This window comes from Chromobacterium sp. CCUG 30098, from assembly GCF_059916605.1.
The window spans coordinates 183,641-208,835 of sequence record NZ_JAUCGS010000004.1 but is presented as its reverse complement, the minus strand read 5'-3'; the positions used below and the strand labels follow the sequence as shown (position 1 = coordinate 208,835).

25 protein-coding genes and 1 tRNA gene are annotated in these 25,195 nt (G+C 63.4%); 14 read left to right on the top strand and 12 right to left on the bottom strand.

Annotation, left to right across the window (positions count from 1 at the left end):
* Positions 1-84: 84 nt before the first annotated feature.
* Together QUG03_RS11350 and QUG03_RS11345 are read right to left on the bottom strand one after the other, a co-directional pair.
* Positions 85-160 (bottom strand) — tRNA-Asn (locus QUG03_RS11350).
* A gap of 95 nt (positions 161-255) precedes the next feature.
* Entirely contained in the window at positions 256-3,201 is a 2,946-nt protein-coding gene (locus tag QUG03_RS11345; protein ID WP_500820024.1) for an Rne/Rng family ribonuclease, read from the bottom strand.
* 522 nt (positions 3,202-3,723) lie between these two features.
* Between QUG03_RS11345 and QUG03_RS11340 the strand changes: the two genes are divergently transcribed.
* The 8 genes from QUG03_RS11340 (at position 3,724) to QUG03_RS11305 (ending at position 9,782) form a co-directional block, all read left to right on the top strand.
* On the top strand, positions 3,724-4,659 hold the full coding sequence (locus tag QUG03_RS11340; RefSeq protein ID WP_500820023.1) for an RluA family pseudouridine synthase: 936 nt from the start codon (positions 3,724-3,726) through the stop codon (positions 4,657-4,659).
* A 1-nt stretch (position 4,660) separates the two neighbouring features.
* Positions 4,661-5,320, top strand: coding sequence for an HAD-IA family hydrolase (locus QUG03_RS11335; RefSeq protein WP_500820022.1), 660 nt, complete (start codon positions 4,661-4,663; stop codon positions 5,318-5,320).
* On the top strand, positions 5,296-5,658 hold the full coding sequence (locus tag QUG03_RS11330) for a Rieske (2Fe-2S) protein (protein WP_235087601.1): 363 nt from the start codon (positions 5,296-5,298) through the stop codon (positions 5,656-5,658). The genes QUG03_RS11335 and QUG03_RS11330 overlap by 25 nt, the downstream gene beginning before the upstream one ends.
* A 41-nt stretch (positions 5,659-5,699) precedes the next feature.
* Positions 5,700-6,641, top strand: coding sequence for a S49 family peptidase (locus QUG03_RS11325; RefSeq protein ID WP_500820021.1), 942 nt, complete (start codon positions 5,700-5,702; stop codon positions 6,639-6,641).
* Between the two features lie 19 nt (positions 6,642-6,660).
* Positions 6,661-7,497 (top strand): flagellar motor protein MotD, encoded by an 837-nt coding sequence (gene motD / locus QUG03_RS11320; RefSeq protein WP_019101524.1) that lies wholly within the window; start codon positions 6,661-6,663, stop codon positions 7,495-7,497.
* Positions 7,498-7,525: 28 nt separating this feature from the next.
* Entirely contained in the window at positions 7,526-8,116 is a 591-nt protein-coding gene (locus tag QUG03_RS11315; protein WP_235087599.1) for a malonic semialdehyde reductase, read from the top strand.
* Between the two features lie 57 nt (positions 8,117-8,173).
* A complete protein-coding gene (locus QUG03_RS11310) occupies positions 8,174-9,202 on the top strand; it encodes a quinone-dependent dihydroorotate dehydrogenase (RefSeq protein WP_227104168.1) in 1,029 nt (342 codons plus the stop codon).
* Positions 9,203-9,314: 112 nt separating this feature from the next.
* Positions 9,315-9,782 carry an outer membrane lipoprotein gene (locus QUG03_RS11305; protein ID WP_048415794.1) on the top strand — a complete coding sequence of 156 codons (468 nt, stop codon included), beginning with the start codon at positions 9,315-9,317 and terminating at the stop codon, positions 9,780-9,782.
* A gap of 121 nt (positions 9,783-9,903) precedes the next feature.
* Here QUG03_RS11305 and QUG03_RS11300 read toward each other — a convergent pair whose 3' ends face one another.
* Genes QUG03_RS11300 through fur form a run of 3 tightly spaced genes read right to left on the bottom strand, consistent with a single transcriptional unit; the run spans position 9,904 to position 11,751 of the window.
* Positions 9,904-10,641 (bottom strand): arginyltransferase, encoded by a 738-nt coding sequence (locus QUG03_RS11300; protein WP_107799849.1) that lies wholly within the window; start codon positions 10,639-10,641, stop codon positions 9,904-9,906.
* A complete protein-coding gene (aat, locus tag QUG03_RS11295; RefSeq protein ID WP_235087594.1) occupies positions 10,628-11,329 on the bottom strand; it encodes a leucyl/phenylalanyl-tRNA--protein transferase in 702 nt (233 codons plus the stop codon). Before aat ends, QUG03_RS11300 begins: the two co-directional genes overlap by 14 nt.
* Entirely contained in the window at positions 11,326-11,751 is a 426-nt protein-coding gene (fur, locus tag QUG03_RS11290) for a ferric iron uptake transcriptional regulator (RefSeq protein ID WP_019101530.1), read from the bottom strand. The genes aat and fur overlap by 4 nt, the downstream gene beginning before the upstream one ends.
* A gap of 144 nt (positions 11,752-11,895) precedes the next feature.
* Here fur and QUG03_RS11285 point away from each other — a divergent pair, with 144 nt between their 5' ends.
* Genes QUG03_RS11285 through QUG03_RS11270 form a run of 4 tightly spaced genes read left to right on the top strand, consistent with a single transcriptional unit; the run spans position 11,896 to position 14,807 of the window.
* The gene (locus QUG03_RS11285) at positions 11,896-12,228 is read left to right on the top strand and encodes an outer membrane protein assembly factor BamE (protein ID WP_233246701.1); all 333 of its coding nucleotides are present in this window, start codon (positions 11,896-11,898) and stop codon (positions 12,226-12,228) included.
* Positions 12,225-13,037: a 4-hydroxy-tetrahydrodipicolinate reductase gene (dapB, locus tag QUG03_RS11280; protein ID WP_500820020.1), complete on the top strand. Its 813-nt coding sequence runs from the start codon at positions 12,225-12,227 to the stop codon at positions 13,035-13,037. Before QUG03_RS11285 ends, dapB begins: the two co-directional genes overlap by 4 nt.
* Before the next feature lie 23 nt (positions 13,038-13,060).
* On the top strand, positions 13,061-14,035 hold the full coding sequence (locus tag QUG03_RS11275) for a FecCD family ABC transporter permease (protein WP_107799853.1): 975 nt from the start codon (positions 13,061-13,063) through the stop codon (positions 14,033-14,035).
* Positions 14,028-14,807 carry an ATP-binding cassette domain-containing protein gene (locus QUG03_RS11270; RefSeq protein WP_500820019.1) on the top strand — a complete coding sequence of 260 codons (780 nt, stop codon included), beginning with the start codon at positions 14,028-14,030 and terminating at the stop codon, positions 14,805-14,807. The genes QUG03_RS11275 and QUG03_RS11270 overlap by 8 nt, the downstream gene beginning before the upstream one ends.
* Positions 14,808-14,811: 4 nt before the next feature.
* Here the strand turns inward: QUG03_RS11270 and folE are convergent, their stop codons facing one another.
* From folE to QUG03_RS11235, 7 genes are all read right to left on the bottom strand, one after another.
* Complete coding sequence (folE, locus tag QUG03_RS11265; protein ID WP_107799855.1) at positions 14,812-15,450, bottom strand: GTP cyclohydrolase I FolE; 639 nt, start codon at positions 15,448-15,450, stop codon at positions 14,812-14,814.
* Between the two features lie 228 nt (positions 15,451-15,678).
* Positions 15,679-17,193 carry a SpoVR family protein gene (locus tag QUG03_RS11260; RefSeq protein ID WP_107799856.1) on the bottom strand — a complete coding sequence of 505 codons (1,515 nt, stop codon included), beginning with the start codon at positions 17,191-17,193 and terminating at the stop codon, positions 15,679-15,681.
* A gap of 158 nt (positions 17,194-17,351) precedes the next feature.
* Positions 17,352-18,635, bottom strand: a complete 1,284-nt coding sequence (locus QUG03_RS11255) for a YeaH/YhbH family protein (RefSeq protein ID WP_500820018.1) — start codon at positions 18,633-18,635, stop codon at positions 17,352-17,354.
* Between the two features lie 150 nt (positions 18,636-18,785).
* The gene (locus tag QUG03_RS11250) at positions 18,786-20,714 is read right to left on the bottom strand and encodes a PrkA family serine protein kinase (RefSeq protein ID WP_081545718.1); all 1,929 of its coding nucleotides are present in this window, start codon (positions 20,712-20,714) and stop codon (positions 18,786-18,788) included.
* Positions 20,715-21,112: 398 nt separating this feature from the next.
* Positions 21,113-21,430, bottom strand: coding sequence for a PilZ domain-containing protein (locus QUG03_RS11245; protein WP_081545720.1), 318 nt, complete (start codon positions 21,428-21,430; stop codon positions 21,113-21,115).
* Positions 21,417-21,974, bottom strand: coding sequence for an NUDIX domain-containing protein (locus tag QUG03_RS11240; protein ID WP_500820017.1), 558 nt, complete (start codon positions 21,972-21,974; stop codon positions 21,417-21,419). The genes QUG03_RS11245 and QUG03_RS11240 overlap by 14 nt, the downstream gene beginning before the upstream one ends.
* 9 nt (positions 21,975-21,983) lie before the next feature.
* Positions 21,984-22,535 (bottom strand): DUF2062 domain-containing protein, encoded by a 552-nt coding sequence (locus tag QUG03_RS11235; RefSeq protein WP_019100393.1) that lies wholly within the window; start codon positions 22,533-22,535, stop codon positions 21,984-21,986.
* A 196-nt stretch (positions 22,536-22,731) separates the two neighbouring features.
* Here QUG03_RS11235 and QUG03_RS11230 point away from each other — a divergent pair, with 196 nt between their 5' ends.
* Together QUG03_RS11230 and QUG03_RS11225 are read left to right on the top strand one after the other, a co-directional pair.
* On the top strand, positions 22,732-24,516 hold the full coding sequence (locus QUG03_RS11230; protein WP_227104176.1) for an acyl-CoA dehydrogenase C-terminal domain-containing protein: 1,785 nt from the start codon (positions 22,732-22,734) through the stop codon (positions 24,514-24,516).
* Positions 24,517-24,900: 384 nt separating this feature from the next.
* A complete protein-coding gene (locus QUG03_RS11225; protein WP_107799859.1) occupies positions 24,901-25,191 on the top strand; it encodes a putative quinol monooxygenase in 291 nt (96 codons plus the stop codon).
* The last annotated feature ends 4 nt before the right edge of the window (positions 25,192-25,195 follow it).

The following is a 25,195-nucleotide window of genomic DNA, read 5'->3' as shown; positions in this document are numbered from 1 at the left end:
CCAGGGCGCCGAGAACTCGACGGGAAGCCGCGACGAACGCGCGGAAACGCAAAAAGGCCACGCGATGCGTGGCCTTTTGAATTCTGGCTCCCCGAGCAGGGCTCGAACCTGCGACCTGCGGATTAACAGTCCGTCGCTCTACCAACTGAGCTATCAGGGAACATCTCTTGCGAGAGAGGGGTATATTAACCAAACCCCTGAGCGGCGTCAACACCCGGAGCGCTAAATAGCAGCGCTCCGGGCCTCAGACTACGTTCAAGGATTGCGGGTTTCCACCTGCACCAGGTCAGCCGGAGCGGCGCCCTGCTGAGCCTGACGAGTCACGTCGCGACGACGCGGCCCCGCCGGCAATACCGGCTCCTGCGCCGCGGGCGCCTCGACTACCGACTTGGTGGACACCATGACCAAGCCGCCCAGGCTTGCCGGCTCCGCCGCGGCAACGGCGCGGGTCTCAACCACGGCCGGCGCCTCGACTGCCGGCTCGACCGGATCGGCCTGTTCCGGCTCGCTCTGCGCAGCGGCAACTTCCGGCGCAGGCGCGGGTTCCGCCGCGACAAACGCCTCGACAGCCTCCAGCACCGAAACCACTTCAACCGCCGGAGCCGCCTCAAACACCGGAGCCGCTTCCACGACCGGGGCCAGCTCAATCGCCGGAGCCGCGTCAACCGCCGGCTGTTCCAGCTCAACCGCCGCAACAGGCTCGAACGCTTCCCGCGCCGGCTGGACCGCTTCGACTGCCGCGGACTCAACCGCCGCCGCTTCCTCACGCTGCTCAGCCGCTGCCGCCGGCGCTTCAGCCGGCGCCTCGGCCACCGCCTCGACGACGGCTTCCACCGCTACCGCGCCGACAACGGCCGCGACCGCGATCGGCGCCGCTTCCGCCGCCGGCAGGGCAAGACCCTCTTCCTGCGGCGCTGCGGCCGGATCATCGCGACGACGGTCGCGACGGCTGCGACGACGACGACGCTCATTGCGCTCCTGCTGCTCGGCGTCGCCTTCGGCGCGAGCCTCGTCGACAACCGGCTTGCTCAGCTCCAAAGCCTGCTCTTCCGCCTGCGGCGCCTGACGACGACGCGGCTCCTGCTGCGGACGCTCCTGCTTCTCCAGCTTTTCCGGACGCTCCTGCGGCGCTTCCTCGCGCGCCGGCTGTTGACGCTGCGCGTCCTTCAGCTCGCGCGGTTCGCGGCCTTCGCGAGTCTCGCGACCGTTGTCGCGCTCGCGGCGGCGGCCGTTGCGCGGCTGCTCGCCGCGCTCCTGGCGCTCCTCGCGTTGCGGCTGCTCTTTGCGCTCCGGACGCTCCTGGCGTTCCTGACGCTCGCCGTCCTGGCGCTCGCCGCGTTCGGCGCGCTCCGGACGACGCGGTTTCTCATCGGAACCTTGACGACGCTGCTCGTGTTCGCGACGCGCCTGACCGCCCGGACGGCGGTCGCCGTTGCGCTGGCGGTTGCCGCGTTGCTGAGACTGGGCCGCCGGCTTTTTCTTCTCGGCCGGCTGGGCCGCTTGCTCCGGCTCGGCGAACAGGCTCTTGACCCAAGCGCCCAGCTTGCCGAACAGACCCGGCTCCGGCTCCGCCGCCTTGGCCGCCACCGTCGGCGCCGGCTGCTGAGGCGTAATGCCCTTGACCGCGGCTTCCTGACGCTCCAGCTTCGGCTTTTCATGGCCGAAGTTGGTGATCACGTCTTCTTCCTGCACTTCCACCCGCTTGTAGCTCGGCGCTTCGCCGGCTTCGGCCAGGTCGTCGTGGCGCACGCGCACGATCTTGTAATGCGGGGTTTCCAGATGGATGTTCGGGATCAGCACCACGTCCACGTCCAGACGCTCTTCGATCGAATGGATCTCGGAACGCTTTTCGTTGAGCAGGAAGGTGGCCACGTCCACCGGCACCTGCGCGTGAACCGCGCCGGTGTTTTCCTTCATCGCCTCTTCCTGAATGATGCGCAGGATGTGCAGCGCGGAGGACTCGGTGCCGCGGATGAAACCGATGCCGTGACAGCGCGGGCAGGTCTCATGACTGGTCTCGCCCAGGCTGGGCTGCAGACGCTGACGCGACAATTCCAGCAGGCCGAACCGGGACAGCTTGCCCATTTGGACGCGAGCGCGGTCGTGCTTGAGCACGTCGCGCAGGCGGTTTTCCACGTCGCGCTGGTTCTTGGCGCTTTCCATGTCGATGAAGTCGATCACCACCAGGCCGCCCAGGTCGCGCAAGCGCAGTTGGCGGGCGATTTCCTCGGCCGCCTCCAGGTTGGTCTTGACCGCGGTGTCTTCGATGTCGGCGCCCTTGGTGGCGCGCGCGGAGTTGACGTCGATGGACACCAGCGCTTCGGTGTGGTCGATCACGATGGCGCCGCCGGACGGCAGCTGCACGCTGCGCGCGAAGGCGGTTTCGATCTGGTGTTCGATCTGGAAACGGGAGAACAGCGGCACATGATCCTTGTACAGCTTCACACGCGACAGCATGTTGGGCATCACATGGCTCATGAACTGACGGGCCTGATCGTAGATTTCCTCGGTGTCGATCAGCACTTCGCCGATGTCCGGATGGAAGTAATCGCGGATCGCGCGGATCACCAGGCTGCCTTCCTGCAGAATCAGGAACGGCGCGTTCTGAGCGCCGGCCGCGCCTTCAATCGCGCGCCACAGCTGCATCAGGTAACCCAGATCCCACTGCAGTTCTTCCAGATTGCGGCCGATGCCGGCGGTACGGGCGATCAGGCTCATGCCGTGCGGCACTTCCAGCTGAGACAAGAGGTCCTTCAGCTCCTGACGCTCCTCGCCCTCGATGCGGCGGGATACGCCGCCGCCGCGCGGGTTGTTGGGCATCAGCACCAGATAACGACCGGCCAGGCTGATATAGGTGGTCAGCGCGGCGCCTTTGTTGCCGCGCTCGTCCTTCTCCACCTGCACGATGACTTCCATGCCTTCGCGCAGCACATCCTGAATGCGCGGACGGCCGCCGTCATAGCCCTGGAAATAGGAACGGGACACCTCTTTGAACGGCAGGAAGCCGTGGCGTTCGGTGCCGTAATCGACAAAACAAGCCTCAAGGGAGGGCTCGATACGGGTAATCACACCCTTATAGATATTCCCCTTGCGCTGCTCCTTGCCTACAGTCTCGATATCGAGGTCGACGAGCTTTTGTCCGTCGACGATAGCAACGCGCAGCTCTTCAGCTTGCGTTGCGTTGAACAACATGCGTTTCATTTACATTCCTTGCGCGGCACTCACGCAAGGGATGCAGCCAGTATTTGACGGCCCAGTGACTATTGATGGGCGCTTTCCGAAAGAAGTGTCGATGTAAAGATCGAAAAAAACAGTTTTGACAAGCCTACTTCCTGAAAATCGATCACACGCAGACCTGACTCATGTGCGCAATTGGCGCTCCGGGATCGCCGGCCTGCCTCAAAGGGCAGGACATACAGTGCAGGGGGGCTAGCATGCCGGGTCAAACTTCGCTGCAAAATTTCCTGACTGGCTTAGCATCAGGAAATGGAATACTCGTGAGTGCGTTATGCGTACAAATGCATTACCATCGCTGCTTTTCGGTGAGCGAGTTAACCTTGGCTGCAAACGTCGCGAGCGGCATCAGGTCAGGGTCTGTAAATCCCTGCCGGCCGTCTCCAACCTCTTGCAGCAGCGCCACGCAACATGCCGTGACCTTGGCTTGACATTTCGCCGTCATCTTGGTGCAACACACCTTGGGACAGCGCCAGAAGTATAAGCAATATGACAGACATTCGCAAAGATTCCGTCTCCTTCGTCCAAGTGGACGACGGCGACGCCGGCCAACGCATCGACAACTACCTGGTGCGTTTGCTCAAGGGCGTGCCCAAGAGCCACATCTACCGCATCCTGCGCTCTGGCGAGGTGAGGGTGAACAAGGGCCGCATCGACGCCGCCTACCGCGTGCAGGCGGGCGACGAGCTGCGCATTCCGCCCATACGCGTGGCCGAGCGCGCGGAAAAGAACGTGCCGGCCGCCACCTTCCCGGTGGTGTACGAAGACAACGCGCTGCTGGTGATAGACAAACCGGCCGGCGTGGCGGTACACGGCGGCAGCGGCGTGTCCTTCGGCGTGATCGAACAACTGCGCCAGGCGCATCCGGACTGGCGCTATCTTGAGCTGGTTCACCGGCTGGACCGCGAAACCTCCGGCCTCCTGATGCTGGCCAAGAAGCGCTCGGCGCTGACCAAGCTGCACGACATGATGCGCGCCAATGTGCCGGACAAGCGCTATCTGGCGCTGGGCCTAGGCCAGTGGCCGGACGACGCGCGCCAGGTCAAACTGCCGCTGTTCAAGTTCCACACCCCGGACGGCGAGCGCCGCGTGAAAGTCAGCGACGCCGAAAACGGCCAGTACGCGCACACCAATTTCGCGGTCAAGGAACGTTTTGCCGAGTTCACGCTGGTGGAAGCCCACCTGCGCACCGGCCGCACCCACCAGATCCGCGTGCACATGCAGGCCAACGACTGCGCGATCGCCGGCGACGAGAAATACGGCGACTTCGCGCTGAACAAGGAACTGGCCAAACGCGGTCTGAAACGCATGTTCCTGCACGCGCGCAGCCTGTCCCTGCCCCATCCGCTGACCGGCGAGCCGCTGAAACTGGAAGCGCCGCTGCCGCCGGAGCTGGAGCGCTTCCTGAAAAGCCTGAGGTCTTGAGATGAACACTCGCTTCGATCTGGTCGTTTTCGACTGGGACGGCACCCTGATGGACTCCACCGCCCATATCAGCCAGTCCATCCAGCAGGCTTGCGCCGACCTGTCCCTACCCGTCCCCAGCCGCGAGCAGGCCAGCCACGTCATCGGCCTGCGCCTGGCCGAGGCGCTGCAACAGGCCTGTCCGGCCGCCACCCCGGAGCAACTGCCGCGGCTGACCGAAGCCTTCCGCCATCATTACCACGCCAACCAGCATCAGGTGACCCTGTTCGACGGCGCCGTGGACTGCCTGAACGCCATCGCCGCCAGCGGCGTTTTCCTGGCGGTGGCCACCGGCAACAGCCGCGCCGGCCTCAACCGCTTGCTGGAGCATACCGGGCTCGGCCCGCTGTTCCACGCCACCCGCACCGTGGACGAATGCCATTCCAAGCCTCATCCGGACATGCTGTTGTCGCTGACCGAGATGCTGGGCGCGGACCCGCGCCGCACGCTGATGATAGGCGACACCAGCCACGACCTGCTGATGGCCGGCAACGCCGGCTGCCACGGCGTAGGCGTCGGCTTCGGCGCCCACGACAGCGAGCATCTGGAAAGCTGCGGACCGCTGGCCTTGTTCCATTCCTACCCCGAGCTGCAGACATGGCTGCTGCCGAAACTCGGATAATCTGCGCCGCGGCCGAGCTGCAGGACGGCGGCCGCGCCTGGCGCTTCGAGATCGCACAGGCGGACGGCGCGCCGCCGCTGCCCGCCTTCGCCGTGCGCTACCGCGGCAAGGTCTACGCCTACGTCAACGCCTGCCGCCACATCCCGGTGGAACTGGATTTGCGCGACGGCGAAGTCTTCGACCTCAGCGGCCATTATCTGGTGTGCAGCATGCACGGCGCCTGCTACGAAGCGCATACCGGCTATTGCGTCTCCGGACCCTGCCGCGGCCAGCGGCTGATCGCCGTGCCCGTCTTCGAACAGGACGGCAATATCTGCATCAATGTCATGCCGTCGTGAACTTTGCTAGACTCCTGGAATTATTCAGGGAGCACCCACACATGAGCGACACCTCCAACCATTGGGAACGCCAATTGCTGGAAAAACTGGCCAGCGCCGCGTTGGTGGAACAACGCCGCGCCCGCCAGTGGAAAATTTTCTTCCGCATGATCTGGCTGATCATCATCGGCTTCATCCTGTTCAGCCTGTTCATGCGCAACGAGGACAAGGCCACCGCCGGCATCGTCGGCTCCGGGCACACCGCCGTCATCACGCTGGAAGGCGTGATCGACAGCCAGAGCGACACCGCCAACAAGCTGAGCCAGGCCCTGACCGACGCCTACGGCGACAAGAGCACCAAGGGCATCATCATCGACGCCAACAGCCCGGGCGGCAGCCCGGCGCTGTCCGGCATGGCCTATGACGAAATCCGCCGCCAGAAGAAGCAGCACCCGTCTGTGCCGGTTTACGTGGTGGTCAGCGAGGTCTGCGCGTCCGGCTGCTATTACATCGCCTCCGCCGCCGACAAGATCTTCGTCGACAAGGCCAGCATCATCGGCTCCATCGGCGTGCTGTCCGACGGCTTCGGCTTCACCGGCGCCATGGAAAAACTGGGCGTGGACCGCCGCCTGCGCACCTCCGGCGAAAACAAGGCGATGGGCGATCCCTTCTCCCCGGTCAACCCCAAGCAAGAAGCCATCCGCCAGCAATTGCTGGACGACATCCACCAGCAATTCATCGCGGCGGTCCAGGCTGGCCGCGGCCAGCGCCTGGCCAAGGACCCGCAACTGTTCTCCGGCATGGTGTGGCTGGGCGACAAGAGCATCCCGCTGGGCCTGGCCGACGGCCTGGGCACGGTGCGCTCGGTGGCGCGCGACGTGATCAAGGCGGAGAAAACCGTCGACTATACTCAGCAAGACGATCTGTCCAGCCGCGTGGCGCGCAAGATCGGCGTGGAGTTCGCCGGCGGCGTGAAGAGTCTGTTCGACACCAAGCTGTTCTGACCAACCGGCAAGGCACACCATGGCGCGCAGAAGAAAACGACAGGAAGAAGAACACGAGAACCATGAACGTTGGCTGGTTTCCTACGCCGACTTCATCACCCTGCTGTTCGCCTTCTTCGTGGTGATGTACGCGATCTCCTCGGTCAACGAGGGCAAGTACCGCGTGCTCTCCTCCGCCATCGTGGACGCCTTCCGCTCCGGCTCCACCATCAGCGTCAACACCACCCCGCCCAGCGGCGGGGCCAACACCATGATAGAGATCCCCGAGACCAAACCCATCGCCAAGGCGGTCAAGGGAGAACACCAGGCCGAGAAAAAAGCCAACACCGGCTCCGCCCAGGGCGACGAAAAAACCCGGCTCGCCAACCTGACCCAGGATCTGGCCAAAGTGATGGACCCGCTGGTCAAGAGCGGCCAGGTCACCATCACCCACAGCAGCAAGGGCGTCACCATCGACATCCGCGACACCGCGCTCTTCCCCACCGGACAGGCGCAGCCCAACGAACAGTCGCGCCAGCTGATGGCCAATATGGCGCTGCAGCTGGCCAAGGTGGACAATCCGATCCGGGTGGAAGGCTTCACCGACACCGTGCCCATCCGCAATTCCTACTTCCCGTCCAACTGGGAACTGTCCGCCTCGCGCGCCGGCAGCGTGGTGCGCCTGTTCCAGGAAAACGGCATCAAGCCGGAACGGCTGGTGGCGGTGGGCCGAGGCGCCAACCTGCCAGTGGGCGACAACGCCACCGCCGACGGCCGCGCCAGCAACCGCCGCGTCGCCATCACCGTGCTGGCGAGCGGGCTGAGCGACGCCGAAGTGCTGTCGCCGCAAGACGCATCCATGGCCAATGGCCGCTAACACCCCTGTTTCTCAAGAGGAGCACGATATGAGCACCCCGATTCATCATTCCGCGCTGGAACAGCTGTTCCTCAACGCCCGCACCCACAGCCACTGGCAGGACCGCCCGGTCAGCGCCGAAACGCTGCACCAGCTGTTCGACCTGCTGAAAATGGCGCCCACCAGCGCCAACTGCTCGCCGGCGCGCTTCATCTTCGTGCAAAGCGACGCCGCCAAGGCCAAGCTCAAGCCCTGCCTGGCCGAAGGCAACGTCGAAAAAACCATGGCCGCGCCGGTCTGCGTGATCGTGGCCCAGGACATGCGCTTCTACGAGCACCTGCCCAAGCTCTACCCGCACGCCGACGCCAGAAGCTGGTTCGAAGGCAACGACGCGGCGATCCAGGCCACCGCCTCGCGCAACAGCAGCCTGCAAGGCGGCTACCTGTTGCTGGCCGCGCGCTCGCTGGGGCTGGACTGCGGTCCGATGTCCGGCTTCGACAACGCCGCGGTGGACCAGGCCTTCTTCCCGGACGGCCGCTTCAAATCCAACTTCCTGGTCAACCTGGGCTACGGCGCCGCGGACAAGCTCTACCCGCGCTCGCCGCGCTTCGAGTTTGACGACGCCTGCCAGATTCTTTAATCCCCCCGCCCGATGCCCGGTTATAATGCCGGGCATTTTGCTGCCTGGAGAAACAAGATGCTCTATTCGCTTCTGCGCCCGCTGCTGTTCCGCTTTGACGCAGAGACCGCCCACGAACAGACGCTGGCCATGCTGGACCAGGCGCACAAGCTGCGCCTGAGCACGCTGACCTGCCACAGCGCCGCGCGCAAGCCGGTGCAAGCCATGGGCCTGACCTTCCCCAACGCGGTGGGACTCGCCGCCGGGCTGGACAAGAATGGAGCGCATATCGACGCCTTGGCCGCGCTGGGTTTCGGCTTCATCGAAATCGGCACCGTCACCCCGCGGCCCCAGCCGGGCAATCCCAAGCCGCGGCTGTTCCGCCTGCCGGAGCACCAGGCCATCATCAACCGCATGGGCTTCAACAATCTGGGCGTGGACACCCTGCTGGACAATGTCCGCCGCTGCAAATTCCAGGGCGTGCTCGGCATCAATATCGGCAAGAACGCCGCCACCCCGATAGAAAACGCCGCCGACGACTACCTGGCCTGCCTGGACAAGGTCTACGCCTACGCCAGCTACGTCGCCGTCAACATTTCCTCGCCCAACACCAAGAACCTGCGCCAGTTGCAGGAGGGCGACGAACTGGGCCGCCTGTTGGCGCAATTGAAGCAGCGCCAGCAGGCGCTGGCCGACAAGCACGGTCGCCACGTGCCGCTGGCGCTGAAGATCGCGCCGGATCTGGACGACGATCAGATCGTCGCCATCGCCCGCCTGCTGACCGAACACCGCATCGACGGCGTCATCGCCACCAACACCACGCTCTCTCGCGAGGCGGTGGCCGGCCACCCGTTGGCGGAGCAGGCCGGCGGCCTGTCCGGCGCGCCGGTCAAAGACCGTTCCACAACAGTTATTCGCAAATTAGCCAAGGAACTTGACGGCGCTCTGCCTATCATAGGAGTTGGCGGCATCCTGTCCGGGCGGGACGCCGTGGAAAAACTGGACGCCGGCGCCAGCCTGGTGCAAGTCTACAGCGGCCTGATCTACCGAGGCCCGGCGCTGGTGGCCGAATGCGCGAATGCGATCGCAGCGCGCGCCAAACCCTGAACAACAGCACGCGCGGCCGCGCACGGGCCCTCCCTCAGGAAGCCCGGCGACAGGCCCGCGGCGACCATCCCGGGGCAAACCGGCTCGCTTATATAACATGGGACTCACTCATATGAACGCAAAACAACTGATTCGTCTTTCCGCCGTCGCGCTGCTGAGCGCCGGCGTGCTCACCGGCTGCGCCACCTCCGACTCCGCCGCCGTCTACTCCAAAGGCCAGATGCGCCAGGCGCAGACCGTGCAGCTGGGCACCGTGGTGTCGGTGCAGAACGTGAAAATGGAAGGCAGCAACAATGAGCTGCTGACCCTGGGCGGCGCCGCGCTGGGTGGCCTGGCCGGCAGCAATATCGGCGGCGGCAAGGGCCAGATCGCCGGCGGCATCGTAGGCGCGCTGGCCGGCGGCTTCGGCGCCCAGGCCGCTCAACGCGGCCTGAGCAAGAACGCGCTGGAAATCACCGTCAAGCTGGATGGTTCCGGCCGCATGATCTCCATCGTGCAGGAAGCCGACATTCCGTTCTCCGCCAACCAGCGCGTGCGCGTGCTGACCGGCGGCGGCAACGACCGCGTGGTGCCGTTCTAAGCATCCGCTCAAGGCCCGCCGTCGCACGTCTTCGACTCGCAGGCCTTGAACAGGCTCTGACGCGGACCGCGTCAGCAATGAAAAAGCCGGCGCTCGCGCCGGCTTTTTCATTGGGTGCCGCTCACTCGTCCCGCGGCCTGGACAGCTCCACCCAACGCCCGTCCATCAAGGCCTGCAGGGGCTGATACATCGCCTTGTAGGACATCTTCTGGCATTCGCGTATCCAATAGCCCAGATACAGGTGCGGCAGCCCCAGCCGCCGCGTCAGCTCCGCCTGCCACAACACATTGAACACGCCCAGGCTGGATTTGGCGTCTTCCGGATCGTAAAAGGTGTACACCGCGGACAGGCCGTCGGCCAGGCGGTCGATCAGACTGACCATCTTCAATTCGCCGTCCAGGCGGAACTCCGCCAGCATGCTGTCCACCCCGCTTTTCAGGATGAACTCCGAATACTGCTGCGGATCGTCGTCCGACATGCCGCCGCCGGCGTGCCGCGACTGCTGATACCAGCGGTACAGCGCATAGTGTTCGGCGTCGAACTCCAGCGGCAGCAGGCGCACCTGCATCGCCTCCAGCCGACGCGCCACCTTGCGCTGAGTGCGGCTGGGCGCGAAGCGCTCCACCGGAATCCGCACCGGCACGCAAGCCTGGCAACTGTCGCAATACGGCCGGTAGGTATACAGGCCGCTGCGGCGGAAGCCCAGCTTCACCAACTGGCTGTAAACCTCGCCATCGATCGCCTCCGCCGGGATCGCCACCTGCGAACGCGCCTGACGCCCGGCCAGATAACTGCAGGGATAGGGCGCGGTGGCGTAGAAATGGATGGCCACTGTCGGGCCGGGATCACGATGGCTCATTGGTATACCGGTAGTTCCACATCGCGGCGGGCTGCGCCCGTCGGGCATTCTCTTTCAGAGTAGCAAGAAATGTCTGACGCGAAACCAACTTGGCGCCCAAGCTCTGCAAATGGCGGGTGTGCATCTGACAATCTATCATCGTCACCCCCTGCGTCCGCAAATGGCGCACCATGTGGATGAAAGCCAGCTTGGACGCGTTGCTGCGCCGGGAAAACATGGATTCGCCGTAGAACATCAAGCCCAGACCGATGCCGTAAAGGCCGCCGACCAGCTCGCCGTCCATCCAGGTCTCGAAAGAGTGCGCGTAGCCCAGCCGGTGCAGACGGCAATAGGCGTCCACCATCTCCGGCACGATCCAGGTGCCCTGCTGCTGCGCCCTTGGTTCGGCGCAGGCCGACATCACTTCGCGGAAGGCGGTGTCCACGCGGATTTCGTAATGTTGATTGCGCAGCAGCTTGTCCATGGAACGGCTGACTTTCAGCTCGTCCGGACTCAGCACCATGCGCGGCGCCGGCGACCACCACAGAATGGGCTCGCCTTCGGAAAACCAGGGGAAAATGCCTTGGGAGTAAGCAGCCAGGATGCGCTGCGGGGACAAATCGCCTCCGGCGGCCAGCAAACCATTGGGTTCGCGCAGAGCCAGCCGCACCGGAGGGAAGACCGGCTCAGGACCGAGCCAGGGAATCATGCCTTCTTGGCGTTAAGGCAGTCCGGGCACTCGCCGTACATGTACAGCGCGTGATCGACGATGCGGAAACCGTGCTGCTCGGCGATGCGGTCTTGCAAAGCCTCGATCTCCGGATCGAAGAACTCGACCACCTTGCCGCAGCTGACGCACACCATGTGATCGTGATGACCGCCCTGGTTCAGCTCGTACACCGCTTTGCCGGTTTCGAAATGGTGGCGCACCAGAATGCCCGCCTGCTCGAACTGCGTCAGCACGCGGTAAATGGTGGCAAGGCCGATGTCGATATTTTCCGCGAGCAGCTTGCGGTAGACATCTTCCGCCGACATGTGGCCGGCGTGCTCCTCCTCGAACAGATCGAGGATTTTCAAACGCGGGCCGGTGGCCTTGAGGCCGATATCTTTAAGGTGACTGGCTTTGCTCATCGTGATATAAAGTGGGTCGATTTCAGATCATGATAAAGCCTTTTCACGGCTTTGCCTAATTACCGCCTCATAACTTTTAGGTCACGGAGTATCATGCGCGCCCTGATTTTTGTCGCCGTCCTTGCCCTCTCCGGCTGCAGCTCAATGAATCCTCTGAACTGGCTCAGCCCGCACAAGATGGAAATCCAGCAGGGCAATTATGTCACAGAGGATGCCGTCGCCAAACTTAAACCGGGCATGACACGCTCGCAAGTGCGTTTCCTGTTGGGTTCTCCGCTACTGGCCGACGCGTTTCACGCCAATCGCTGGGATTACACCTATAGCGACATCAAGCAGGGCAAGCTGGATAAAAACAGCAACCGCCTGTTGACCGTCCACTTCAACGGCGACGTGCTGGAGCGCGTGGAAGGCCAGGCGCAGCCGGCCGAACGCCCGCCGCTGACCGCCTCCGCGCCGGCCCAGGAAGCCAAGCCATGAGCGCCACCCCGCTGAAACTGGTGGTCGTCGGCGCCGGCGGCCGCATGGGCAAGGCCCTGATTGAAGCGGCGCTGGCCGCGCCCGGCGTGGCTCTGCACGCCGCGGTGGACCGCCCCGGCTCGGAATTCATCGGCCAGGACGCCGGCCTGTTCATCGGCAAACACACCGGCGTCAAGATAGGCGGCGACTTCCTCCAGGCGCTGGAAGGCGCCGACGCCGTCATCGACTTCACCCGCCCGGAAGGCACGCTGGAACACCTGGCCGCCTGCGCCGAGCGCGGCGTGCAGATGATCATCGGCACCACCGGCTTCGACGAGGCCGGCAAGGCGGCGATCCGCGCCGCCGGCGACCGGATCGGCATCGTGTTCGCCTCCAATTTCAGCGTTGGCGTCAACCTCACCTTCAAGCTGCTGGACATGGCGGCGCGTGTGCTGGACGACGGCTACGACATCGAAATCATCGAAGCCCACCACCGTCATAAAGTGGACGCGCCGTCCGGCACCGCGCTGCGCATGGGCGAAGTCATCGCCGACGCGCTGGGCCGCGACTTGAAAGAATGCGCGGTTTACGGCCGCGAAGGCGTGACCGGCGAGCGCGATCCGCAAACCATAGGCTTCGCCACCGTGCGCGGCGGCGACGTGGTCGGCGACCACACCGCCTTGTTCGCCGCCATCGGCGAACGCGTGGAAATCAGCCACAAGGCCTCCAGCCGCGCCACCTTCGCCAACGGCGCGGTGCGCGCCGCGCGCTGGCTGGCCGGCAAACCGCGCGGCCTGTTCGATATGCAGGACGTGCTGGGCCTGCGCTAAGCGCCGGCGGGGAGCCTCCTTCCATGCGCCTCTTCCCGCTGACCCTGGCCCTCGCGGCCGGCCTGATTCTCCTCTCTCTCGCCTCGCTGCTGCACGGCAGCGGCATGGACGCGTCCCGTTTGCTGGCCGGCCAGCCCTTGCCGGAACTGGAATGGCAATTGCTGTGGCAGCTGCGGCTGCCGCGCCTGCTGGCCAGCGCCAGCGCCGGCGCCTTGCTGGCCAGCGCCGGCGCGGCGGTGCAGGCGCGTTTCCGCAACCCGCTGGCCGAACCCGGCCTGATCGGCATCAACAGCGGCGCGGCGCTGGCCGCCGCCGCCGCGCTGAGCCTGGGCGCCGGCCTTTACGCGGTGTCCGCGTCCGCCTTCGCCGGCGGCCTGTTCTCCTTATTGCTGATCCGCCTGCTGGGCCAGACCCAACAAGGCGGCAGCCGGCTGATCCTCAGCGGTCTCGCCATCAGCTCCTTGCTGGGCAGCCTGCTGACCCTGCTGATCACCACCCTGCCAGACGGCTCCTTGCGCGTGGTGATTTTCTGGCTGATGGGCAGCTTCGCCAGCGTGGACTGGCCGCAAACCGTCTTGCTGTGCGCGGCCGCGCCGCTGGTCTGGCTGGCGCTGCACCGGCAATGGCGCTTTCTCAACGCGCTGCAATTGGGCGAAACCGCCGCCTTTCACCTGGGCTTTGAAGTGCGTCGCCGCGAATGGCAGGTGGTGATCCTGGCGGCCCTGGCCGCCGGCCTGGTGGTGTCCGCCTGCGGCATGATCGGTTTCATCGGCCTGATGGGCCCGCACCTGGCGCGCCAACTGGTGGGCGGCAACGCGCGCCGGCTGCTGTGGATCGCGCCCATGCTGGGCGCGCTGCTGGCCATCGCCTCGGACTGGCTGGCGCGCAGCCTGCTGGCGCCCAGCGAACTGCCGGTGGGCGTGATCACCAGCCTGATAGGCGCGCCCTTCTTCCTGTGGCTGCTGCGGCAAAGCGCGGAAAAGGACGCCCATGCTTGAAGCGCGCGCCCTCAGCCTTTCCCGCCAGGGCCGCCTCTTGGTGGAGGCGGTGTCCCTGCGCGTGGCGCCGGGCGAACTCAATATCGTGCTAGGCCCCAACGGGGCCGGCAAAAGCAGCTTGCTGGGCATGCTGGCCGGTCTGCACGTGCCCAGCGCCGGCGAGGCGTGGATGGCCGGACGGCCGCTGCGCGGCCAATCCGCCGCGCAACTGGCGCGCCAGCGCGCGGTGGTGGAGCAAAATCCGCTGACGCCGGCCGGCTGGAGCACGATGGAGCTGATCCAGTCCGGCGCCTATCTGCTGGGCGACGCCGGCGAGGCCTGCCGCCAGGCGATGGAGCTCACCTGCACCGCGGAGCTGGCGCGACGCCAGGCGCGCACCCTGTCCGGCGGCGAACAGCAACGCGTCCACCTGGCGCGCGCGCTGTGCCAGTTGCTGGCCTCGACGGACGCGGAACGCTATCTATTGCTGGACGAACCCACTGCCGCGCTGGACTTCGCCATGGCCGACGCGCTGCTGGCGCAGGTGGCCCGCATCTGCCGCGAGCTGAACATCGGCGCGCTGGCCGTGGTGCACGATCTGAACCTGGCGCTGCGCCACGCCGACAATGTGCTGCTGCTGAACGAAGGACGCGCCGCCGGCTTCGGACCCACGCCCGAAATCATGCGGCGGGAAACGCTGGAGGCGGTTTACGGCGTGCGGCTGGCGGAGCTGAGCAGCCGGGAGCACGCCTTGCGCGCTTTCGTGCCCTTGCCCCACCCGCACCAAGAGTAAACGCTCAGCGGTGCGAGGCCTGCTTGCACTCGCTGAGGAAACGCGCGCGGTCCGCCTCGCCCACTTCTCCGGCGAAGCCCTGGGTGATCACCGCCTCCGCGCCGCGCCGGTTTTCCCCCAGTTGCAAACACATCTGCTTGGCCTGGATCACACAGGCCGCGCCCTTGGCCATGCCGTGCCGCACCAGCGCGTCCGCCACTTCCTGACAAATCCATTCCTGGTAATTCAAGCGGTGCGAGATCACGTCGATCAGCCGCGCGATGCGGCCGAAGCCGTGCAGCCGTCCGCCCGGAATGTAGGCGACGTGGGCGATGCCTTCGAAGGGCACCAGATGGTGCGGACACAGGCTGTGGATGGAGATATTACTGATGATGACCATCTCGCGGGAATCGTCTTCAAAACCGCAGCCCAGCACCTCGCTCGGATCGGCGGCGTAGCCGTCCAGCAAGCGGTCGCGCCAGAACGCGCCGACGCGTTCCGCGGTCCTGCCCAGATGCGGATCGCCTTGCGGCTGAAAGCCGCAGGCGGTCAGCAAATCGGTCACCGCGCGCTCAAACGCCTCCTTGTCGAAGGGCCGCAAGCGTTCCACGCCCACCTTGGGCGCGCGCTCCGGCGCTGGATGATCGCAATGCTGGTGGTCCATATCGTCTCCCTTGTGAGCGCTGATTCAAAGTCCGCCGCGCGCCGGCGAGGCAGAGCGCGGCCGGGGCCGCTTCGCGTGAAGCGAAACAGGCTTTGCGGCGGCGACGCGCAATCGAAATAGGAATTCGAGAGCGGCCCGAAGGGAAAGTTGCATCCGCCGACGGCATGAAAAACCCGGGGGCGACGACCGCCGGCCCCGGGTTTTCGACTATATCACAGGCCGCCGCGGCTACACGCGCGCGCCATCCAGGTTGGATTTCATCTCGTAGCTCTGCTTGACGTCGCCATTGCCGTCCACGCTTTCCAGCCTCACGTCGAAGCCCCACAGCCGACACACGTGCTTGAGCACCTCGTTGGCGCTGTTGTCGTCCAGCGGCCGCCTGTTGTGCATGGTGTGGCGCAGCACCAGGCTGCGGTCGCCGCGCACATTGACCGACCACACCTGGATATTGGGCTCGCGCGAACCCAGGTTGTACTGCTCCGCCAGCTTGCCGCGGATATCGCGGTAGCCCATATCGTCGTGGATGGCGGACACTTCCAGCTTGTCGTCGTGGTCGTCGTCGCGGATGGAGAACAGGCGGAAATCGCGGATCAGCTTGGGCGACAGATACTGCGAGATAAAGCTCTCGTCCTTGAAGTTCTTCATCGCGAACTCCAGGGACTCCCGCCACGGTGTGCCGGCCAGGTCCGGGAACCAGGCGCGGTCCTCGTCAGTGGGGGCTTCGCAAATGCGCTTGATGTCCTGATACATGGAGAAGCCCAGCGCGTACGGGTTGATGCCGTTGTACCAACGCGCCGTCACCGGCGGCTGGTACACCACATTGGTGTGGCTCTGCAAAAACTCCATCATGAAGCCGTCGGTGACCATGCCCTTGTCGTACAGGCGATTGAGGATGGTGTAGTGCCAGAACGTGGCCCAGCCCTCGTTCATCACCTGGGTCTGCCGCTGCGGGTAGAAATACTGCGCCACCTTGCGCACGATGCGCACCACTTCGCGCTGCCAAGGCTCCAGCAGCGGCGCGGATTTCTCGATGAAATACAGCAGGTTTTCCTGCGGCTCCGGCGGAAAACGCGGCGGCGCCTTGTCGCTGCCGTCCTTGTCGCGCTTGGGAATGGTGCGCCACAGGTCGTTGACCTGGGTTTGCAGGTATTGCTCGCGCTCTTCCTGGCGCGCCTGCTCCTTGGCCAGCGACAGCTTCTGCGGCCGCTTGTAGCGGTCCACGCCGTAATTCATCAGCGCGTGGCAGCTGTCCAGCAAGTCCTCCACCGCGTCTATGCCGTAGCGCTCCTCGCACTTGGTGATGTAGCTCTTGGCGAACACCAGATAGTCGATGATGGCCGAGGCGTCGGTCCAGGCGCGGAACAGGTAGTTGCCCTTGAAAAAGCTGTTGTGACCGTAAGCGGCGTGGGCGATCACCAGCGCCTGCATCGTCATGGAGTTTTCCTCCATCAGATAGGCGATGCAGGGGTTGGAGTTGATTACAATCTCATAGGCCAGCCCCATCTGGCCGCGCTTATAGCTCTTTTCGGTGGCGACGAAATGCTTGCCGTAGCTCCAGTGATGGTAGTTGACCGGCATGCCCACCGAGGCGTAGGCGTCCATCATCTGCTCGGCGGTGATGACTTCCAGCTGATTGGGATAGACATCCAGCTTGAATTCATCCACCGCGATGGTGCGTATCTGCCGGTCGTACTCGTCGACCAGGTCGAAGGTCCATTCGGACCCGGTAGAAATCGGTGTCATGTTGCTCCCCCCTTGGCAAGACCGCTCAGAACCTGTTTACGATCTGCTGCGCGTCGGCGATACGGCGTCGAAACCGAGCTCAAAATGCTCATGTACCACGTGTACATTCCGCTTTTTCGCTCGTTTCCGCCTTGTCTCGCGAGATCATAAACACGTTCTCAGGCGGTGGCGGCGCGGCCATTGGCCGGCTGGCGCTTGAACAGTTCCCGGAAGACCGGGTAGATGTCGGAAGCCGAACGAATTTTCTGCATGGCGAACTGGCGGTTGCGTTCCTGCACCTTCAAGTATTCGTACCAGAGGTTTTGCGGCTCTCCTTCGGTGATCTCGATGTAGGCGAAGTACTGGCAGTAAGGCAGCAGGTCCTCCTCCATGATGCGGCCGCAGTTGGCGGAATCGCTGTCCCAGTTGTCGCCGTCGGACGCCTGGGCGGCGTAGATATTCCATTCGCTGCCGGCGTAGCGTTTCTTGACGATCTCCGCCATCAGATTGAGCGCCGAGGACACCACGGTGCCGCCGGATTCGCGCGAGTGGAAGAAATCCTCCTCGCTCACCTCCACCGCACTGGTGTGGTGGCGGATGAACACCACCTCGATCTTCTCGTAATTGCGCTGCAGGAACAGGTACAGCAGGATGAAGAAGCGCTTGGCCATGTCCTTTTTCTGCTCATCCATGGAGCCGGACACGTCCATGATGCAGAACATCACCGCCTGACTGGTGGGCTTGGGCTGCTTGACCCGGTTGTTGTAGCGCAGGTCGAACGGGTCTATCCACGGAATGCTGGCGATGCGTTCGCGCAGCCGGTGAATGCTTTGCCGTTTTTCGCGGATTTCCGAGGTGTTGTCCTCGTCATCCTCCATCAGGGTGTCGAGTTCCTCCTCCGCGTCGTCCAGCGTGGCCATGGTGGGCGCGGCCATCGCCACCCGCCGCGCCAGCGCGCCGCGCAGCGAACGCACGATATTGATGTTGGCCGGCGTGCCGTCGTTGGTGTAACCGGCGCGCACCGTCTTCATCTCCTCAATGCCCATCAGCTGGGTCTTGATCAGATTGGGCAGGGCCAAGTCGTCGAAGAACACGTTCATGAACTCTTCGCGCGACAGCTGGAACACGAAATCGTCCTCGCCCTCGCCGTCCTGGCTGGCCTTGCTGCCGCCTCCGCCCCCGCCGCCCTGCGGCCGCGGCAGGCGGTCGCCCTTGACGAACTCCTCATTGCCCGGGTGCACGTTTTCCGTCATGCCACCCTTGCCGTGATGAAACACGGGTTCGGAAATATCCTTTACCGGAATCGAGACCTTCTCCCCGCTCTCGATATCGGTAATGCTGCGCCCCTTGACCGCCTTGGCGACGGCCTCCTTGATTTGGGCCTTGAAACGGCGCAGAAACCGTTCGCGGTTGACCGCGGACTTGTTCTTGCCGTTGAGGCGCCGATCGATGATGTGGGACATAAGCACCTCGCTTTGCCTGTGCCGGCGGCGGCCGCCCGCGGGCGGCCATCGCCTGGCTTGCTGTTGTTATATTCTTCACCGCCCGGCGGCGACAGCGGCCACGCGGGCGATTTCCGGCGCCGCCCCAGGCGGCGCCGGATCAGCGACGGCTTACGAGGACTTGCGCACTCGCAGATACCATTCGCACAACAGACGCACTTGCTTGGCGGTGTAGCCTTTTTCCACCATGCGGTTGACGAAGTCCTCGTGCTTCTTCGCATCCTCGGCGCTGGCCTTGGCGTTGAAGGAGATCACCGGCAACAGCTCCTCGGTGTTGGAGAACATCTTCTTCTCTATGACCGTGCGCAGCTTCTCGTAGCTGGTCCAGGTGGGATTCTTGCCGCCGTTGTTGGCCCGCGCCCGCAACACGAAGTTGACGATCTCGTTGCGGAAGTCTTTGGGATTGGAAATCCCGGCCGGCTTCTCTATCTTCTCCAGCTCCGCGTTCAAGGAGGTTCGGTCGAAGATCTCGCCGGTGTCCTGATCGCGGTACTCCTGATCCTGAATCCAGAAGTCCGCGAAGCTGACGTAGCGGTCGAAGATGTTCTGGCCGTATTCGGAGTAGCTTTCCAGATAAGCGGTTTGAATCTCCTTGCCGATGAACTCCACGTACTTGGGCGCCAGGTACTCCTTCAGGAAGGTCAGATACTTCTGCTCGATTTCCGCCGGGAACTGCTCGCGCTCAACCTGCTGCTCGATCACGTACAGCAAGTGCACCGGGTTGGCCGCCACTTCGCTGTGATCGAAGTTGAACACCTTGGACAGAATCTTGTAGGCGAAGCGCGTGGACAAGCCGCTCATGCCCTCGTCCACCCCGGCGTAATCGCGGTATTCCTGGATGGATTTGGCCTTGGGATCCGTATCCTTCAGATTGTCCCCGTCGTAGACCTGCATCTTGCTGAACAGGCTGGAGTTTTCCGGCTCTTTCAGCCGCGACAACACCGCGAACTGCGACATCATCTTCAGCGTGCCCGGCGCGCACGGCGCGCGGCCCAGCGAAGAGTTGCGGATCAGCTTGTCGTAGATCTTGATCTCGTCGGACACGCGCAGGCAATACGGCACCTTGACGATGTAGATCCGATCCAGGAAAGCCTCGTTGTTCTTGTTGTTGCGGAACTGCTTCCACTCGGATTCGTTGGAGTGGGCCAGGATCACGCCTTCAAACGGAATCGCGCCAAAGCCCTCGGTGCCCTTGAAGTTGCCTTCCTGGGTGGCCGTCAGCAGCGGGTGCAAGACCTTGATCGGCGCCTTGAACATCTCCACGAATTCCAGCAAGCCCTGGTTGGCCAGGCACAAGCCGCCGGAGTAGCTGTAAGCGTCCGGGTCGTCCTGCGCGTATTTCTCCAGCTTGCGGATATCCACCTTGCCCACCAGCGACGAAATATCCTGATTGTTCTCGTCGCCCGGCTCGGTCTTGGCCACCGCGATCTGCTTGAGTACGGACGGATAGCGTTTGACCACGCGGAACTGGCCGATGTCGCCGTTGAACTCATGCAGCCGCTTCACCGCCCACGGGCTGGGGATGCTCTTCAGATAACGGCGCGGAATGCCGTATTCCTCTTCCAGCAGCGCCCCGTCCTCGTCGTAGTTGAACAGCGCCAGCGGAGACTCGTTGACCGGGCTGCCTTTCAGGCAATAGAACGGCACCAGCTCCATCAGCTCTTTCAGCTTCTCGGCAATGGACGATTTGCCGCCGCCCACCGGACCCAGCAAATAGAGGATCTGCTTCTTCTCTTCCAGGCCTTGCGCGGCGTGGCGGAAGTAGGACACCACCTGTTCGATCACCTCCTCGGTGCCGTAAAAATCACGGAACGCGGGATAGACCTTGATGACTTTGTTGGAAAAGATGCGGGACAGACGCGAATCGTGCCGAGTGTCCACCAGCTCCGGCTCGCCTATGGCGGCCAGCATGCGCTCTGCGGCGGTGGCATAAGCGCCGGGGTCTTTCTTGCAGAGCTCCAGGTACTCCTGGATGGTGTACTCCTCCTCACGAGTCTTGTCGTAACGAGCAGCGTAGTGACTGAAGATATCCGGGTGCATGGCTCTCTCCTGGCAGGTAGCAGAGGCGCAAACGATATGCACGCGGCATCCGCTGCTCCCCTTGCTGAATTAGAGTATTCACATTGTTTCCGGCTTTCTTTTTCTGGGTATAGCATAACGCACAGCCTGGCAGGGCAAAACCGCGCCTGCACACAAAATATGAGATCGTGAGCCAGATTCAATACAAGTATTTGAAATGGATGGTGAATTCCGCCAGCTTTTTTTTGTAACGGAAGACGAGCGGCGTGTAAGCGGGAGTAAACGGAAATCGGCCCTAAAAAAACGCTTTGAGAATCAAACGTTTCCATCGCGGCGATTGAAACATTCACGCCGCGCAGCGCGGCGGAAAAAGAGAAGGGAATATAAAGAATGCGCCGCGTCCGCGCGGACTGCGGCGCTCAGCCTTTGCGCTGCACAATGCGCACGCCGATTTCATAGATGCGGCCGCGCTGCACCTCATTGCAGCGCTTCACCTCCACCACCGCCTCTAAGGGCTTGCCCGGCATGCCGCCCACGCCCGGGGCCAGCACGATCACGGACAGACGCTCGCCGAACTGCGGCACAAAGGACGAGCGCAAGGCCATGCCGTCCACCGACAGATCCACGCACTCGCCGTAATGGGTTTCGCCGCTGATCAAAGAACGGATGCGAGCCTTGCAGCCCATGCTGATGCGGCGCCCGCGCCGTCGATCCCGGTAAGGATCAAACGGCGACACCCGGCATCCTCCCGGCCTGGTGCGCCGCCAGCCAGTGCAGGCCCACAATGGACTTGCTGTCGCAGATCGCCCCGCTCAGCGTCATCTCCATCGCCTGGGCCAGCGGCACCGTCAGCACCTCCAGGAATTCGCCCTCGTCCAGCCGGCTGCCCTGCTGGCTCAGCCCTTCCGCCAGGTAATAACTGATGCGCTCGTTGGAATAGCCAATGCAGGGATAAGCGGTGCCCAGATACGTCCAGCGCTCCGCCGCGTAGCCGGTTTCCTCCAACAGCTCCCGCCTGGCCGTGGCCGCCGGGTCCTCGTCCGGGTCTATCTTGCCGGCGGGAATCTCCACGAACTCGCGGCCGGTCGGATAACGGTACTGGCGCTCCAGCACCAGCTTGCCGTCCGGCGTCAGCGCCAGCACCGCCACCGCGCCGGGGTGCAGAATGTATTCGCGCGTGGACGCCGCGCCGTCCGGCAGCGCCACCTCGTCTTTATGAACCTTGAGAAAACCGCCCTGATACACCAGCTCCGACGACAACTGCTTTTCAACCAGATCCACAATCACCCCTTAAAGTGTTCTGCAATGCCTGCTTTTCCAGGCGCTGATCACCGCCCAGCGCCACAGCAGCCGCGTCAACGCGTAGCCGATCACGGCAAAGGTCAGGCCCAGCGCCGGTAATCCCACCAGCAAGGGCCAGCCCAGCTCCGCCAGCCAATTCAGGCAGGCGTGCCACCAATCCGGCAAGCTCATCCGGTCCCAATTGGGCGGCGGCGTCATTGTACCCGCAGCCGGATTGCCCAGTAAAAGCTTGCCATAAGCATAAGCCAGAAAGTACAGCGGCAATACGGTCAAAGGGTTAGTGTACAGCGTGAACAACACCGCCACCGGCAGATTCACCCGCATCAGCAAAGCCAGCGCCACCGCCGTCACCTTTTGCGTGGGGCCGGGCATCAGGCCGGCGAACAAGCCCACCCCCACCCCCATCGCCACCTTGCGGCGGTTCAGCGACCAATACGCCGGCCGGTCCAGATAGGGCGCCAGCCGGCGCAGGCCCGGCTTCTGAAACCAATGGTGCCGGTAGGCAACCCATTTGCGTACCTTGCGTCTAAACCAAGTCATCTGGAATGTTTTGATCCTTGTGCGCGCGCGTTGCCGTTAAACCACACTCGGCGACGGGTAAAACGCGAAAAGCTTGTCAAAGCCACGTCGATAATTTAAACAAGCGTTTGAATTATTCGCCCAAGCGCAGGGCGAACCCAAACACGACAGACCTGGGCCGGATCGTCCAGGCCGCGCAAACCAACAGGAGAGACCCATGCCTGCATACCAAGCCCCGCTGCGGGATTTCGATTTCGTGCTCCACGAGCTGATCAAGGTACAGGACATCATCCCCACCCTGCCCGGCTACGAAGAAGCCACCCAGGACATTTTCCGCTCTTATCTGGAGGCCGCCGCCCAGTTCTGTGAAAGCGAACTGGCGCCGCTGAACCGCCAGGGCGACGAAGAAGGCTGTCACTACGACAGCACCACCAAATCCGTCACCACCCCGCCCGGCTTCAAGGAAGCCTACCAGCAATACTGTGAACTGGGCTTCCCGGCGCTGGACTGCGACCCGGCCTACGGCGGCCAGGGCATGCCCAAGGCACTGGGCTTCCCCATCATGGAAATGCAGTGCTCCAGCAACGTGGCCTGGTCCATGTACCCCGGCCTGTCCCACGGCGCGTATTCTGCCATTCATGCCCACGGAACCGAAGCGCAAAAAGCGGCCTACCTGCCCAAACTGGTGGACGGCAGCTGGACCGGCACCATGTGCCTGACCGAACCGCACTGCGGCACCGACCTGGGCCTGCTCAAAACCCGCGCCGAACCCAACGGCGACGGCAGCTACAGCATTACCGGCACCAAGATTTTCATCTCCGCCGGTGAACATGATATGTCCGACAACATTATCCACCTGGTGCTGGCCCGCCTGCCGGACTCGCCCAAGGACGTGAAAGGCATCTCCCTGTTCATCGTGCCCAAATTTCATGACGACGGCAGCCGCAACCCCGTGGCCTGCGGCAGCCTGGAACACAAGATGGGCATCAAGGCCAACGCCACCGCGGTGATCAACCTGGACGGCGCCAAAGGCTATTTGATTGGCGAAGTCAACAAGGGCCTGTCCTGCATGTTCACCATGATGAACGCCGCCCGCCTGGGCTGCGGCATGCAAGGCCTGGGCATAGGCGAAGCCTCCTTCCAGGGCGCGCTGGCCTATGCGCGCGAACGCCTGCAAATGCGCTCGCTCTCCGGCGACAAATGCCCGGACAAGCCGGCGGACCCCATCATCGTCCACCCGGACGTGCGCCGCATGCTGCTCACCCAGAAAGCCTACACTGAGGCCGGCCGCGCGCTGACCAGCCTGCTGGCGCTGCAACTGGACATTGAAGACAAACACCCGGACGCCGACGCCCGCCAGGACGCCGCCGACCTCGTGGCCCTGCTCACCCCGGTGGCGAAAGCCTTCATGACCGACAACGGCTACGAAGCCGCCAACCTGGGCATGCAAGTGTTCGGCGGCCACGGCTACATCCGCGAATGGGGCATGGAGCAACTGGTGCGCGACTGCCGCATCTCCCAAATCTACGAAGGCACCAACGGCATCCAGGCCATCGACCTCTTGGGCCGCAAAGTGCTGATGGACCAGGGCCAGAAGCTGCGCAAGTTCACCAAGCAAATCCACAAGTTCTGCCAGGCCAATGAAGGCAACGACAAGCTGGCCGACTACGTGGCCCCGCTGTCCAAGCTGTTGAAAGACGTGGGCGAAGTGACCATGGGCATCGGCATGGCCGGCATGCAGAACCGCGACGAAGCCGGCGCGGCCGCCACCGACTACCTGCGCCTGATCGGCCACCTCAGCTACGCCTGGCTGTGGGCGCGGATGGCGGAAGTGGCTCATTCCAAGCTGGGCGGCGGCGAAGACGGCTTCTACCAGGCCAAGATCCTGACCGGCCGCTTCTATATGAGCAAGCTGTTCCCGGAAGTACACAGCCTGCTGGCCAAGCTCAAGGCTGGCGCCAAGCCGTTGATGGAGTTGCAGGACGAGCACTTCGCGTTCTAAGAACCTGTTCAATGTCTGCTGCGCTTCAGCGATACGGCGTTGAAAACCAGCTCAAAATGCTCATGTACCACGAGTACATTCCGCTTTTTCGCTTGTTTTCGCCTTGTCTCGCCCTTGCTCGCGAGACTTTGAACAGGCTCTAAGCCACTTACGATAGTGAAACGGAAACGGCCCCTCGGGGCCGTTTTTCTTTTGCCGCCGTCCGCCCCTCACCCAGCCGGGCCTTGAGCCATCACGACATTTAATTCATAAAAAACGAATACAAAGCTAATTATATTTCACTTTTAACGAACAACAGGGCTTCGTAAAATGGCCGCCATGGATACACCGCGCCAATGGCAGCGGAACATTCGCATTCATTCACCCAAGACCAGAGGCCCTCTCATGATTACCCTGAACGTATTCTTCAACGTCAAAGCCGAAAGCCAACAAGACTTCCTCACCCTGCTCAACACCATGGTGCGGGAATCCAATAAGGAAACCGGCTGCAACTACTACCAGCTTTGGCAGCAAGCCGGCGAGCCGCTGCGCTACGCGCTGATTGAACTGTGGGACAGCAAGGAGCGTCTGGCCGAACACCAGAAAACGCCGCACTGGATCGCCTTCAACGACCGCGTCAATGACTATCTGGACGGACAGTATGATGAGCACCATTACTCCGAACTCGCCCGCTAAAGAC

Excerpts from the sequence above, each read along its gene's own strand:
- QUG03_RS11345 (WP_500820024.1), bottom strand. The coding sequence starts at position 3,201 with ATGAAACGCATGTTGTTCAACGCAACGCAAGCTGAAGAGCTGCGCGTT.
- QUG03_RS11340 (WP_500820023.1), top strand. The coding sequence starts at position 3,724 with ATGACAGACATTCGCAAAGATTCCGTCTCCTTCGTCCAAGTGGACGAC.
- QUG03_RS11335 (WP_500820022.1), top strand. The coding sequence starts at position 4,661 with ATGAACACTCGCTTCGATCTGGTCGTTTTCGACTGGGACGGCACCCTG.
- QUG03_RS11330 (WP_235087601.1), top strand. The coding sequence starts at position 5,296 with ATGGCTGCTGCCGAAACTCGGATAATCTGCGCCGCGGCCGAGCTGCAG.
- QUG03_RS11325 (WP_500820021.1), top strand. The coding sequence starts at position 5,700 with ATGAGCGACACCTCCAACCATTGGGAACGCCAATTGCTGGAAAAACTG.
- motD (WP_019101524.1), top strand. The coding sequence starts at position 6,661 with ATGGCGCGCAGAAGAAAACGACAGGAAGAAGAACACGAGAACCATGAA.
- QUG03_RS11315 (WP_235087599.1), top strand. The coding sequence starts at position 7,526 with ATGAGCACCCCGATTCATCATTCCGCGCTGGAACAGCTGTTCCTCAAC.
- QUG03_RS11310 (WP_227104168.1), top strand. The coding sequence starts at position 8,174 with ATGCTCTATTCGCTTCTGCGCCCGCTGCTGTTCCGCTTTGACGCAGAG.
- QUG03_RS11305 (WP_048415794.1), top strand. The coding sequence starts at position 9,315 with ATGAACGCAAAACAACTGATTCGTCTTTCCGCCGTCGCGCTGCTGAGC.
- QUG03_RS11300 (WP_107799849.1), bottom strand. The coding sequence starts at position 10,641 with ATGAGCCATCGTGATCCCGGCCCGACAGTGGCCATCCATTTCTACGCC.
- aat (WP_235087594.1), bottom strand. The coding sequence starts at position 11,329 with ATGATTCCCTGGCTCGGTCCTGAGCCGGTCTTCCCTCCGGTGCGGCTG.
- fur (WP_019101530.1), bottom strand. The coding sequence starts at position 11,751 with ATGAGCAAAGCCAGTCACCTTAAAGATATCGGCCTCAAGGCCACCGGC.
- QUG03_RS11285 (WP_233246701.1), top strand. The coding sequence starts at position 11,896 with ATGAATCCTCTGAACTGGCTCAGCCCGCACAAGATGGAAATCCAGCAG.
- dapB (WP_500820020.1), top strand. The coding sequence starts at position 12,225 with ATGAGCGCCACCCCGCTGAAACTGGTGGTCGTCGGCGCCGGCGGCCGC.
- QUG03_RS11275 (WP_107799853.1), top strand. The coding sequence starts at position 13,061 with ATGCGCCTCTTCCCGCTGACCCTGGCCCTCGCGGCCGGCCTGATTCTC.
- QUG03_RS11270 (WP_500820019.1), top strand. The coding sequence starts at position 14,028 with ATGCTTGAAGCGCGCGCCCTCAGCCTTTCCCGCCAGGGCCGCCTCTTG.
- folE (WP_107799855.1), bottom strand. The coding sequence starts at position 15,450 with ATGGACCACCAGCATTGCGATCATCCAGCGCCGGAGCGCGCGCCCAAG.
- QUG03_RS11260 (WP_107799856.1), bottom strand. The coding sequence starts at position 17,193 with ATGACACCGATTTCTACCGGGTCCGAATGGACCTTCGACCTGGTCGAC.
- QUG03_RS11255 (WP_500820018.1), bottom strand. The coding sequence starts at position 18,635 with ATGTCCCACATCATCGATCGGCGCCTCAACGGCAAGAACAAGTCCGCG.
- QUG03_RS11250 (WP_081545718.1), bottom strand. The coding sequence starts at position 20,714 with ATGCACCCGGATATCTTCAGTCACTACGCTGCTCGTTACGACAAGACT.
- QUG03_RS11235 (WP_019100393.1), bottom strand. The coding sequence starts at position 22,535 with ATGACTTGGTTTAGACGCAAGGTACGCAAATGGGTTGCCTACCGGCAC.
- QUG03_RS11230 (WP_227104176.1), top strand. The coding sequence starts at position 22,732 with ATGCCTGCATACCAAGCCCCGCTGCGGGATTTCGATTTCGTGCTCCAC.
- QUG03_RS11225 (WP_107799859.1), top strand. The coding sequence starts at position 24,901 with ATGATTACCCTGAACGTATTCTTCAACGTCAAAGCCGAAAGCCAACAA.